This is a genomic window from Flavobacterium sp. (assembly GCF_013823965.1).
Classification (GTDB): domain Bacteria; phylum Bacteroidota; class Bacteroidia; order Flavobacteriales; family Flavobacteriaceae; genus Flavobacterium.
In genome coordinates this window covers 40,850-54,460 of record NZ_PNNA01000101.1, presented here as the reverse complement: position 1 = coordinate 54,460, position 13,611 = coordinate 40,850, and the positions used below count along the sequence as shown (strand labels likewise).

The following is a 13,611-nucleotide window of genomic DNA, read 5'->3' as shown; positions in this document are numbered from 1 at the left end:
TTAACCTATTTTATATCTCTTTCAAACCTACAAGAATTCCCTGTAGGTTTGTTTTTTAATACGATTCATTATGTGGAAAAATCACCCTAAAGCATTGCCTTATTTATTTTTGTCCGAAATGTGGGAACGTTTTGGCTATTATTTAATGATTGGTATTTTTACGCTATACCTGAAAGATGTCGAGGCTGGTTTTGCCATGACGGAAAAGGAAGCCTCTGATTTGTATGGAACTTTCATCGCCTTGGTGTTCTTGACGCCTTTCATAGGCGGTTTAGTTGCCGACAGGTATTTAGGCTATCGAAAATCCATCGTTATTGGAGGATTGATGATGGGTGTGGGTTATATGATGATGGGAATTCACAGTTTGCCAATGCTTTACACGGCCATGACTTTGGTGATTGTGGGCAATGGATTTTTCAAACCAAACATTTCGACATTACTGGGTAATTTCTACAACGACGAGCAATACAAAGACAAGAAAGACGAAGGCTACAACATTTTCTACATGGGAATAAATGTTGGAGCTTTTATTTGCAATTTCTTTGGTGCTGCCCTGAAAATTCTTTTTGGCTGGCAGGAAGCCTTTATGGCTGCTGGTGTGGGAATGTTTATAGGCGTAATCGTATTCTTGATTGGAACCAAACATTATGGCGACAAAACAGAGAAAAAAGGAGTACAAGAAGGAGACATGCCTTTTTATAAAATTGTGCTTTTCATCTTGTTGCCATCGGTTATTTTCGGTGTAATCGGTTGGCTTTTAAAAGGAGTCACTTCAGATGCCAACCTCGACAGTTCGATTTTTGGTTCTGACAGCACCGATGCTTTCGTCTTTGCATGTATTCCAATCATTTTCTTTTACGGAAGCCTTTATTTCAAGGCCAAAGTGGAAGACAAACGACCAATAGGCGCTTTATTGTCCATTTTTGCCGTCGTGATTTTGTTCTGGGCTGTATTCAAATTAAATGGTTCCGCACTAAACAATTGGGGCGATAAATACACCGACAGGGAATTGACCGGAACGGCACAACAGATAGGTTCAAAGCTTGTTCTTACCGATACTTTAACCTATAAAAAAGACTCTGTGGCTTTATACGACTCTGCTTTTCGCATTCAGAAAAAAGATGGAAAAGTAACAAAAGTGGTCGATTATCCTTTGTATTTCAGAAATGTGGCCAAAGATAAATTGCCCAAAGAAGAAAATAAAATATTTACTTGGTCTGCCAATTTAAGCCAATCCATCAATCCGGGTTGGGTTATTTTGTTGACACCATTGGTCGTGGCATTCTTCACCTTTTTAAGAAGCCGAAAGAAAGAACCTTCAACGCCCACAAAAATTGCCTTCGGACTATTAATCTCTGCCCTATCCGTTTTAGTGATGATTGCCGCAGTCCATATAGGAAATAACGGCACCGAAAAAGTTTCCGTGTGGTGGTTAGTGGCCAATTATGGCGTGATTACCATTGGAGAATTATTCCTGAGTCCAATGGGATTGTCGGTAGTTTCCAAGTTAAGTCCAAAAAATATCACGGCCTTGATGATGGGCGGTTGGTTTTTATCGACGTCTATCGGAAATAAATTAAGCGGAGTCTTGGCCAGTTTGTGGGACACTTATGATGACAAAGCCAACTTTTTTTGGGTGAATTTTGGTTTATTGATGTTGGCCACGTTGATTATGTTTGCCTTGGTAAAAAACCTGAACAAAGTAATGAAAGAAAAAGGAATCAATTAAAATTATGGAAACCAAATTAACTTTAGAACAAATACAAAACTTCAAAGGCAAGTACCCCAAACAATTGTGGTACTTATTCTTCAGCGAAATGTGGGAACGTTTCAGTTTCTATGGAATGCGCGGAATGCTGGTTATTTTTATGGTAAACCAGTTGATGATGAACGACGAAGTGGCTAACTTGCAATACGGAGCGACACAGGCTTTTGTTTATGCATTTACATTTATTGGAGGTTTATTTGCCGACAAGATTTTAGGTTATCGAAAATCCCTTTTTTGGGGAGGACTTCTAATGATTGTGGGAAGCGTAATCTTGGCAATCGACCCTAAACAATTCTTCTTTTTCGGAATTAGTTTTACCATAATAGGAACCGGTTTTTTCAAGCCCAATATTTCGACAATGGTTGGAAAACTCTACAAAGATGACGACAATCGAAGAGATGCCGGATTTTCATTGTTCTATGCAGGAGTTAATCTAGGCGCTTTAATTGGAGGTTATTTGTGTATTGCCGTTGCCAATGGAAACATGCTTTCTTCCGTAATTCCTGAACATTTGCGTTGGAATTTTGCTTTCGGATTTGCATCGGTTGTGATGATCATAAGTTTATTGACATTCGTTCAAACCCAAAAATCGCTTGGAGAAATTGGGCTTTCTCCTTTATTGGACATAGAAAATTCAAAAAGAAAAAAATACGAATACAGCACTTACATAGGATCAATACTTGTTGTTCCGATGGTAATCCTTTTGGTTTCCAATTCTGGATATACCGATATGTTCATGTACATCATCGGGCCATGTTCCTTGCTGTATTTACTTTATGAAATGAAAAATTTCTCTATCAAAGAAAATAAAAAACTAATTGCTGCCCTGGTTTTCATTCTGTTTTCCATTGTATTTTGGGCTTTTTTCGAACAAAGTGGTGGCTCATTGAGTTTATTTGCGGCAAGCAATCTAGACAATACAGTTCTTGGCGTTAAACTTGATCCCAACGGCGTGAACAATTCAGCCAATTCTTTCTTCGTGATTGCCTTCGCGGCTTTGGTTGGCTTAGTTTGGCTTTGGTTGGGTAAAAGAAAAATAGAACCGAACACCGTTGTGAAATTTGGATTGGGATTTTTGTTTCTGGCAGGCGGTTTCTGGGTGTTTTATTACACCAAGTTTTTTGCTGATGCCAATGGTGTTACTTCGTTGGACTTATTTACATTTGGATGGTTCATAATCACCTTTGGAGAATTATGCTTGTCTCCAATAGGAATGTCCATCATGACCAAATTATCGCCTGCCAAATTACAGGCCGTAATGATGGGAATGTGGTTTCTCGCCAGTGCTTACGGACAATATTTCGCCGGATTATTGGGTGCCAATATCGCCGGAGCTTCAGAAAACGCTTCCAATGCCGAAAAACTGGTCGTGTATGCCGACGGTTACAAACAACTGGCCATTTACGCCTTGATTGCAGGAGTAATTTTAATAGTGATTTCCCCTTTGGTAAAAAAATTAATGCAGGAAGTAAAATAAAATTCCATGACTCAAAACACCACCGACCAATTTTTCAAGAACCCCGTTTTAGGACATCCAGCCGGATTATTTGTGCTGTTTTTTACCGAAATGTGGGAACGATTCTCCTTCTACGGAATGCGCTCCCTGCTCATTTTGTTCTTAACGGCTTCGGCAATGGACGGAGGTTGGGAATGGAGTCGCGAAAATGCCTCTTCCCTATTTGGTTCTTATGTGGGACTGGTTTATTTGTCCACGATGATGGGAGGATATTTTGCCGATAAAAAAATCGGGTATCGGTGGGCTGTGGTTATTGGAGCCAGTTTGATGACTTTCGGACACGCCTCGATGGCCGTTGAAACAGAATTTTCCATTTACCTTGGATTGGTTTTACTGGTTTTCGGCAACGGATTCTTTAAACCCAACATGGTTTCCATCATTTCCGAAATGTACAAAGACCGTCCAGAAAAAAAAGACGGTGCTTATACCCTGTTTTATATGGGTGTGAATGCTGGCGCTTTCTTTGGGATATTGCTTTGCGGCTATTTAGGCGAAAAAGTGGGCTGGAGTTACGGTTTTGGATTGGCAGGAATTTTTATGTTCTTCGGAATGTTGCAATTTTGGTTGTCCCAAAACATCTTTGGCGACATTGGTTTAAAGCCAAACAAAGAAAGCAAGGCAAAAATAGAAGTATCGGATAGCGACAAAAGAAATCCGTTCACGCCAATCCAATTGGGATTAATTGCCATAATGGCCAGCTTGGGATTACTGTGGATTTTGAATGCTCCGGTTTCAAAAATTTCAGGCGGAAAAATAGATGTTTTTGGATTCTTGGGCGAAAACGGTAATAATATAGCCATTGTCACGGCTTTGATTTTGTTCATTATGTTGCTTATTTACCGATTTACCCAATACTCTAAAATTACTAGGGAAAAATTAATGGCGGTAACTTTTTTCGCTTTTTTAACTATTTTCTTTTGGGCAATATTCGAACAATCGCCAAACAGTTTAACCATTTTTGCCGCTGATTACACCAATCGCGTTTTGGAAGGAAATTGGAGCCTGACTTTTTTAGTCGTAAACTCCCTGATTACCGTTTTGCCTTTGACCATAATAACATGGGTTTTGGCATTATTATTCAAACAAACTTTCAAGAAATATACTTTGGCCGCCTTTATTTTAAGTAGCAGCTTCGTAATCATTTGGACAATTGCTTTATGGATGTTGGCCAAAGATTATTATACCTCCGGTTATTTATCCTTGTCTGATGAAACATTGCGGTTTTTAAAAATCGAGAAAGTAACCATTCCATTAACCGAAGTTCCCGCGACATGGTTCTCCACTTTAAATTCGTTGTTCATCATTTCGTTGGCGCCATTATTTTCGAAATGGTGGGAAAGCAAATACAATCCTTCCGCCAATTTCAAATACGGAATCGGAATGGGATTGCTTGGTTTGGGAATGGCGTGCGTTGCCTTTGGTGCAAATGATATCGCGCCAGGAGCCAAAACGGCTTCGGCAAGCATGATTTGGCTGATTTTGGTTTATCTTTTTCATACAATGGCCGAATTGTGTATTTCGCCCGTGGGACTGTCTAACGTGAGCAAACTAGTCCCCGCTAGAATGATTGCATTTATGTTTGGAGTTTGGTATCTTGCAGTCGCAATTGGCATGAAAGGAGCGGGAATGTTTGGCGAAAACATCGATAAAATAGCCGACGAACACGGATTGAGTTATTTCTTTTGGATGTTGACACTGATTTCTATTGTGGTCGGCCTCTTCGCCATTGTAATGTCTCCGGTAATCAAAAGATTGATGCATGGCATTAGATAATGGCACTATTTTTGAAAAATAAATTTAAAAATTATATAAATATGAGAAAGACATTTATAACATTATTAGTGGTAATGGCCTCTTTTGCCGTTCAGGCACAAGAATTAACCTGGGAAACCGACATCAACAAAGCCATAAAAGTTTCCAATAAAACCAAGAAACCAATGTTGTTGTTTTTTACCGGTAGTGATTGGTGCGGTTGGTGCATCCGTTTGCAAAAAGAGGTGTTGAAAACTCCAGAATTTGCCAAATGGGCAAAGACAAATGTTGTACTGGTAGAACTAGATTTTCCCAGAAAAACGCCTCAGTCCGATGCCATTAAAAACCAAAACAACAGTTTGCAACAAACCTTCGGGATACAAGGATTTCCGACAGTTTGGTTTGCCACTGCCACTGTAAAAAACGGGAAATCCAGTTTTACGGGCATTGGAAATACGGGTTATGTTGCCGGAGGGCCAAAAGCTTGGCTGGCCGTTGCCGATGAAATCCTGAAAAAGAAATAACTTCAATCCAATCTATAAAATCCCTTTTCGGCAGTAGCGTGAAAAGGGATTTTCTTTTTTAGGCATGTGGCTTTCCATTGCTTTTGAATGGTCCTGAAATTCGAAGCATCGGCAACTACCATTTTGGGTTTCATGGTTTCCAGAAAACGCTCAAAATTTATTTTTGGCGATTGGGTAAACAGGACAATATCTGGCCGAATATCCTTTGGATAAACACCCAAACTATCCATAACCAAAATCTTTTTCCCGTTAAAATAAATCAAGTTTTGCAATCTTTTTTTAACTTTCAAACTACTGAAATTTCCCATCGAATAAGAAGCAAGTGTTTTGTTGTCTAAAGCCGTTTTCAACAGACTGTCATTGGCATACAAAGTAATCTTCTCTCCTTTGCGTTCCGTAATCAAGGTGCTTTTTTTCGTGTTGAAAATGACCAATTCACTTTGGTGCTGGATTGCCCAATGCGTTTGGAAATAAGTGATTTGGAAAATGATTATTGTTGACAATGCCAAAACCAGTCTGTTGAAACTTGGCTTTTTGAACCAAATAATCGTGGCAATCAGCAACAAATAAATGCTCCATAACAACTGCCAATTGAACGAGATTTCCTGAATGATAAATTGTTCCAACGAAGCAATAAAGTTGATGATTTTATTCAGGATAAAAATGCTCCATTCCAATGATTTGGCCAAAAAAAGCGGAACAGAATCTAATGCTGCCAAGACCATCACCAAAACACCCAATCCCATTATCACGCTCAAAAATGGAATGATAACCAAATTAGTCACGAAAAACAAGCCCGGAAACTGGTGAAAATAATAAATGCTCAAAGGAAAAGTGCCCATTTGTGCCGCAAAGGAAACCGTGAGAATTTCCCAAAAATATTTGGCAAACACATACTTTGGCAACCAAAGACCTGCCAATAAAGGTTGCAGCCAAAGAATGAAAAACAAAGCCACATAACTCAATTGAAATCCCACGTCAAACAAAAAAGAAGGTTGAAAAAGCAAAATGAGCAATATGGAAACCAGCAAAGTGTGAAAAATATTGGTGCTTCTCCTCAAATACATTCCGATAGCGACAAAAGAAAACATCGTAACCGAGCGAAGCACCGAGGGAGCCAAGCCTGCAATCAATCCGAAAGAAGACAAGGAGAACAAAATGACGATTAATTTGAGGAACGAACCGCGTTTTGTGTTGGGAAAAGGTTTCAGCAAAAAAGTTACAAAAAGTAGTATGAACCCAATATGCAATCCCGAAACCGACAAAATATGCACTGCTCCGGCAAATTGATAATCCTTGATAATCTCGGGCGAAATATCCTGTTGCTGTCCCAAAATCAAAGCAACGGCAACATGGAGTTCGGCTTTGTTGAAATTACTTTTCTCCAAGTTTCGAATGATTTTTGACCGCAATTTTGAAGTGTAATACCAGATATCTTTTGTGATGAAGGAGCCAATTTTAATATCCGAAGCATCGGCATAAAGCTGGGCATAGATTTGTTTGCTTTCAAGGTATTGGCCGTAATCAAATTGGTTTGGGTTTTTGGAGGGACTGTTTTGGTACAAACTCCCGTTGATTTGCAAATGAGTTCCTGTTTCAAATGTATGCGTCAAGCTGTCCTTTCTAACATTCAAGAGCAATCTTCCCGACTTTGCCACATCGTCAACCTGGTTTACCAAGACAATATAACGGTCGTGATAAGCAGTACTTCGCAGTTTATCCCTGACGGTAACAGCAACCAAATGCGGTTGATTAAAAATCGATTTCCCGTTACTGTAGTTGTTTTCTTGAAAAGAATCCGTGTGGATGATTTGGGTGCTTGTGCCAATGTTAAAAGCCAAAAAATAAGTGGCAAGACCAAAATAAATTGGCGCCACAACCTTGTTTTTTGAAATAAAATAGAGAATTATAAAAAAGCAAACCGCGATGAAAAGCAATCCAAATACAAAAGAAAGAGCCGGTTTGAAGTAATAAGCAACAAGAATTCCGGTTACAAACCCTATCGTTATTCTCGCCAAAGGAAACTGTAACACTTTCATAATGATAAAAGTACACTTTTTTTAATACGAAATAACTTTGATAAAAATATTATAGTTACACTAGAAGCACAACATTAAGAAAATCCGCTCTTTTTTTTAAAAATATTCCATAAACACACGTTTTTTTATATTCTATTAAGACTACGAAAAAACTTGTTTTTGGAAGATTTTCGAGTTTTCATCGAACATAATTGCATTTGGTCGATATATTGCAAAAACTCCTTGAAACCAGTGACTTATTACCGTAAATTGTTAATAATTTCTTAATGTAAAAGTTTTGAAAGTATTGTCTTTAGCTGTAAGTTTATATCCCCAAATCCTACCAAATATTCTCTTAATCTATGCTCTTATGGATAAAAATGACATCCAGTATTAAGATATAGACCCCCACTTTATGAGATTAAAATTACTTTTTGTTACAATTGCTTTGTTTATTGGTTTTGGGAGTTATGGGCAAAGTATTCTGACTAATCCCTTAACTTTTTCATCAACTGTTCAATCAAGTCCATATTCAATTGGACAAACTACAGATTTAAATATTAACTCAACAGGAATATCAAGAGGTTCTGGTATTAATGGAGTTGCGGCATTAAATAGATATACAGCAGATGGTTGGAATTCATTATCTTTAAATGCAAACGATTATTTTGAATTTACACTAACTCCGAATCCAGGATATAAAATTAATTTCTTCAATTTCGTGTATACAGCACAAGCTTCAGGCACAGGTGCAACTTCTTTTGCATTTCGCTCAAGTTTAGATGGGTATAATGCAGATATTGGTACGCCATCAGCTACTGGAACTACGATTTCATTATCAGCAGGTTTGTTTCAAAATATAACTTCAGCAATCACTTTTCGTATTTACGGGTGGAATGCGAGTGCTTCTGGAGGAACTTTTAGTATTAATGATTTTACATTTAATGGAAATGTATCTTCAATCGGTCCATATTCTATAACTTCTGGGGATTGGAATACTCCAGCAACTTGGTCAACAAATCTAGTTCCAGTAAGTACCGATAATGTTACAATTTCAGCGGGACATACCGTTTACACATCTTCCTCATTAACAAGAACAGGAACAACTACCGTGAATGGCTCTTTCCAATTAAATAGTGGAGGATATGCTTCAGGAAACAACTTTACTTATGGAGCTACGGGAACTTTAAACTTTAATGGTTCTGGAAGTTATGGGGTTAGCAATACAGATGTTTTTTGGCCTTCCACGAGTGGTCCTTTTAATGTAAATGTACTTCAAGGTGGTGTTACTTTAAATTCTGCCAACAGAACTGTTGCCGGAACTTTTGCCACGGCTGCAGGGGTGACTTTAACATCTTCGACATTAACTTTAAATGGTACTGCCCAAATAAATGGGGGTGGTTTTTTTAATCAATCGCCAATATATGGTAGTGCATCCACCTTAATTTACAATATAGGGGGGGTATCTGATTATGGCAGAGGGAATGAGTGGCAGGCATTGGGTGTTGGAACCATAGGGACAACTCCGGGTTATCCTAATAATGTTAAATTAAGTGGCAATACAACTTTGAACTATAATAATGGAACACCTTTGGCAAAAGCCATAAATGGAAACTTAACCATAGATTCTGGTTCCAGTTTTTATATGGATTACGGAGGAGGGGCTTCGGGAGGTGTTTTGACTGTTGCTGGCAATTTAATAAACAATGGTAATTTAACTTTGGGAAATGCCGTTGGCGACGATTTAAAATTAGGAGGTAATTTTACCAATACTGGAACATTTAATGGAAATAGTAGGGCAGTTTTCTTTACGAAAAATGGCACACAAATCGTTTCTTCTGTATCGGCATTAACAATTCCCTATATCGTTTTTCAGCCGGTAAGCGGAAGTACAACAGTACAATTATTAAGTGATTTGATTGTTTCGGCACCAAACGCCGGAAACGCTATTTCGTTTAGTAGTGCAACCGATGTTTTTGATTTGAATAGTAAAACATTAACTATTGGAACTGCCGGAGTTGCTAATGTGATTAATGGCTCCGGAACTTTTAAAGGAACTATAACTTCAAACCTTACTTTATTAGGAACAGGAAGTATAGGGACTTTGACTTTTGCTTCTAATTTGAATTTAGGAACATTAACAATGAATCGTCAAGCCGCAACCGTGGGTTGTACAATGGGTTCTGACGTGACAATAAATACGGCTTTAAACTTGACGAATGGTTTGATTGATTTGGGTGCAAATACAATGACTTTAGAAGATGTTGTTACAACAAATGGGGCTTCTTCAAATAGTTTTGTAATTGCAGATATGGCAGGGTCAATAGGAATATTGAGAAAACGATACACCACTAGTTATCCATCATTTACTTTTCCAATTGGAGATAGAATTGCATCAACCGATGGAGCACAATATTCGCCTGCGACTATAAGTTTTTCTAGCGCAACAACATATTCAGCAACAGCTTACATAAATGTTGCTGTAAATGACATTATTCATCCAAATATAGATTCTTCAACCGATTATATTACAAGATATTGGTCTGTATATCGTTCAGGAGCTTTTACAAATCCTAATTTCACTTTTACTGGAACCTATTTGCCGATAGATATTGTTGGCACAGAAAGCAATAGTGTTTCTGCGAGTTGGAACGGAACTAAATGGACAAATGGATCTACAATTAGTTTAAACACTTTAATAATAAGTGCTGTTACAGATTTACCAGTATCAACACCAGATAATCATTTTAGTGCCGGAAACAGAAACCGTGAAATTAACATCAAAGGTTTGACGGGAGGGACGAATAATATTGTCAATGGAAGTTCTACTGCCAATGGATTGAACAATACTTTATTTGCAGCGACAAGCATTGGTTCCTCGACAACAAAAGATTATGAAATCCAGAATTTGGGGATTGCAGCCTTGAACTTGACAGGAGCACCCATTGTAAGTATTGGTGGAGTAAATCCTGGAGATTTTACTGTCACTACAGTCCCTTCTACCACGGTTGTTGGAGGTTCAAGTACATCTTTTGTGATTACTTTTTCACCAACAATGACAGGTACAAGAACTGCAACAATTTCTATTTCTAACAATGACAGCGACGAAAACCCCTATACCTTTTTGATTCAAGGAACGGGCAATTGCGCTACCGCAGCAGTTAACACCATTACCCCAACTTCCGGGCCAGTTGGTACAGAAGTGACGATAAATGCAACATCAAATAATTTGACTGGAGCAACAGCATCCTTTAATGGAGTTGCAGCAACTTCCATAACGTATGTGTCAGCAACACAAATAAAAGTTATTATACCAAGTGGGGCAACATCTGGAAATATAGTTACCACAAATGCAACAGGCTGTCAGGCTACAAACGCTTTTACAGTTGTGGATAATAAAGCAAATTCCTGTCAAGGCGGAACTAATGCTTCTGATTTGTTTATTAGTGAAGTGACGGATTCCAATTGGGGTGGCTTGACTTATCTAGAAATTTATAACGGAACTGGGGTTTCTAAAAACCTAAGTGGATATTCTATTAATACCGCTTCTAATGGGGGCACTTATTCAGGTACTCCGCTTAATTTAAGTAATGTGACTTTAGCTTCTGGTTCAACCTATATTGTTGCACTTGGAGATGATAATTTATGTACAACTCTTTATGGAGATGGCTCATTGGCATCACAAAGCACAACAAATTTAGGCGTTAATTTTAAAGCAAATGAGAATGATCATATTGCATTATTTAATGGTGCTACTAAAATAGATAGTTGGGGAGAGTATGGTAATGCAAATTGGGCAACATCATCATTATCAATCTTTGCAACAGAAACTAACGGAGTAACATTCAGAAGGAAAAATACAGCTACACTTCCATCAACAGCTTATGATAATTCGGATTGGGATATTATTGATTTTGTGGGTACAAATAAAGAGGATTGTAGTAACAACGACTATACCGACATTGGCACTTATAATTTCATTTCAGGAACTCCACCAACAGTGACAATCCCATCATACACTTCAACTTGTAAAACCGCTACTTTGACTGTCTCAGGAACCGAAGGGTATAACGGAACCGCTCCCGCTGACACAAAAGAATTAGCCTATCAATGGTTCGTTTCTGCTCCTGGCGCAACCGGCTGGACAGAAATCACGGATAATACAAATTACACAGGATCTTTAACCGCAACCTTATCAATAGCGAACATTTCAACCGTAATCAATTATCAATACTATTGCCAAATTAGAGAGAATACAAACACATGTTACACGGCCTCTAACGCAGTCAAGATTATTGACGGCACCATTACTTGGAACGGCACTGACTGGAGAGATGTAAATAATGCAATAACTACTCCATCCATAAGCAAGCTTGCGGTTATTAATGCAGATTACGACACTAGCGTGAATGGAAGTTTTTCCGCCTGCAGTGTAGTCGTAAATACATCATATACATTGACAATAACTGCTAATGAATATGTCAAAATTCAAAATGATTTGACAAATAATGGTTATCTAGACATAGAAGACGATGGCAGTTTAGTGCAAGTAAGTGATTCAGGCATAAACACGGGCAGCATTAGTTACGAAAGAATCACTCCTCCTATTTTCCGCACGGATTATACCTATTGGTCTTCTCCCGTTGCGAATTACACCCTGGGTGGCGTTTCCCAAAATTTGACACTATGGGACAAATACTATTCTTATGATTCTTCTGCTGAAACTTGGAAACAAGAATCATCTGCAACCTCTATGCTAGCAGGTATCGGCTATATCATTCGAGGTCCTGAATCCCCTTTTCTCGCTTCATTTGATGCTTTTTTTACAGGTGTGCCAAATAATGGAGTATACTCAATCCCGAATGTTGCTGAAGACAAATCATATCTTCTGGGAAACCCATATCCTTCTGCTTTGGATGCAGATGCATTTTTGGACGCCAATTCTGCAGTTTTAGATGGAACACTGTATTTCTGGACGCATAAAACCCCAATGAATCTCGCGGAAAACATCCCTAATCCCGGTCTTGGCTGGGCTTACACCTATTCATTGGACGATTACGCCGCTTACAATCCTGTTGGAGGAATAGGCATAAATGACGTTGCTTTTTCTTCTGGTGGATCACCTGCTCCAAACGGTAGCGAAAAACCAACAGGTAAAATTGCCTCTGGCCAAGGATTTTTTGCATCCAGTAAAGCAATAACCTCTGGAACTACCATTGTATATAACAATAGTATGCGAGTAGACAACATTAATGAAAGTATTCTGAACAACTCCCAGTTTTTCAAAACTAGAAATCCTGCAACAAAAACAGCACTTTTAGAGAAACACCGCATTTGGTTAAATTTAAAAAACCCTCAAGGGGCCTTCAAGCAAACCCTAATTGGTTACATAACAAATGCCACAAATGGATACGACAGCCGTTTTGATGGCGAGACTTTTGACGCCAATGAGTTTGTGGATTTTTATAGTGTAAACCAAGACAAAAATCTGGTAATTCAAGGAAGGGCATTGCCATTTAATGAAAACGACGAAGTCCCATTGGGATTCAGGACATCCATCGAGGGACCTTTTACCATAAACATTGACCAAGTGGATGGAGCACTGGCTAATCAAGCCGTGTTTATTGAAGACAAATTAATGAATACCGTGTTTGACTTAAAAAGCGGAAATTATACTTTTAATACCGTGGCAGGCACCTTCAACGACCGTTTCATCCTGCGCTACACCAACAAAACTTTGGGAACCACTGATATAGAAACTAAGGAAAATCATGTCTTGGTTTCCACCAAAAACAAACAAATAAAAGTCAATTCGGCAGTGGAAATAATGGACAAAATCTTGGTTTACGACCTCTTGGGAAGAGAACTATTCAAAAAAGAAAAAGTCAACAGCAACGAACTGACCTTGACAAATTTTACTTCGAGCCACCAAACGCTACTGGTAAAAGTAAGCTTGCAAAACGGCCAAGTCGTTACCAAGAAAATCATTTATTAACCTGAGTTCAATGAGTAATGGTTTAACGACGTCTTTAC

At 38.5% G+C, this 13,611-nt stretch carries 6 protein-coding genes; 5 read left to right on the top strand and 1 reads right to left on the bottom strand.

Translation table 11 applies throughout. The annotated features are described in order from the left end of the window. Positions 1–70 precede the first annotated feature (70 nt). The 4 genes from C0430_RS12240 to C0430_RS12225 are packed head-to-tail and all read left to right on the top strand — an operon-like array spanning position 71 to position 5,560. Positions 71–1,729, top strand: coding sequence for a peptide MFS transporter (locus C0430_RS12240; protein WP_290870586.1), 1,659 nt, complete (start codon positions 71–73; stop codon positions 1,727–1,729). A 4-nt stretch (positions 1,730–1,733) separates the two neighbouring features. Continuing rightward, the gene (locus C0430_RS12235) at positions 1,734–3,245 is read left to right on the top strand and encodes a peptide MFS transporter (RefSeq protein WP_290870582.1); all 1,512 of its coding nucleotides are present in this window, start codon (positions 1,734–1,736) and stop codon (positions 3,243–3,245) included. 6 nt (positions 3,246–3,251) lie between these two features. After that, positions 3,252–5,057 carry an oligopeptide:H+ symporter gene (locus C0430_RS12230; protein ID WP_290870579.1) on the top strand — a complete coding sequence of 602 codons (1,806 nt, stop codon included), beginning with the start codon at positions 3,252–3,254 and terminating at the stop codon, positions 5,055–5,057. Positions 5,058–5,098: 41 nt separating this feature from the next. Further along, positions 5,099–5,560, top strand: coding sequence for a thioredoxin family protein (locus tag C0430_RS12225; RefSeq protein ID WP_290870576.1), 462 nt, complete (start codon positions 5,099–5,101; stop codon positions 5,558–5,560). 2 nt (positions 5,561–5,562) lie between these two features. Here the strand turns inward: C0430_RS12225 and C0430_RS12220 are convergent, their stop codons facing one another. Beyond that, positions 5,563–7,599 carry a ComEC/Rec2 family competence protein gene (locus tag C0430_RS12220; RefSeq protein ID WP_290870566.1) on the bottom strand — a complete coding sequence of 679 codons (2,037 nt, stop codon included), beginning with the start codon at positions 7,597–7,599 and terminating at the stop codon, positions 5,563–5,565. Between the two features lie 394 nt (positions 7,600–7,993). Between C0430_RS12220 and C0430_RS12215 the strand changes: the two genes are divergently transcribed. Continuing rightward, a complete protein-coding gene (locus C0430_RS12215) occupies positions 7,994–13,573 on the top strand; it encodes a T9SS sorting signal type C domain-containing protein (protein WP_290870562.1) in 5,580 nt (1,859 codons plus the stop codon). Positions 13,574–13,611 lie beyond the last annotated feature (38 nt).

Coding starts and splice junctions, on each gene's coding strand:
- C0430_RS12215 (WP_290870562.1), top strand. CDS start 7,994: ATGAGATTAAAATTACTTTTTGTTACAATTGCTTTGTTTATTGGTTTT.
- C0430_RS12225 (WP_290870576.1), top strand. CDS start 5,099: ATGAGAAAGACATTTATAACATTATTAGTGGTAATGGCCTCTTTTGCC.
- C0430_RS12240 (WP_290870586.1), top strand. CDS start 71: ATGTGGAAAAATCACCCTAAAGCATTGCCTTATTTATTTTTGTCCGAA.
- C0430_RS12235 (WP_290870582.1), top strand. CDS start 1,734: ATGGAAACCAAATTAACTTTAGAACAAATACAAAACTTCAAAGGCAAG.
- C0430_RS12230 (WP_290870579.1), top strand. CDS start 3,252: ATGACTCAAAACACCACCGACCAATTTTTCAAGAACCCCGTTTTAGGA.
- C0430_RS12220 (WP_290870566.1), bottom strand. CDS start 7,599: ATGAAAGTGTTACAGTTTCCTTTGGCGAGAATAACGATAGGGTTTGTA.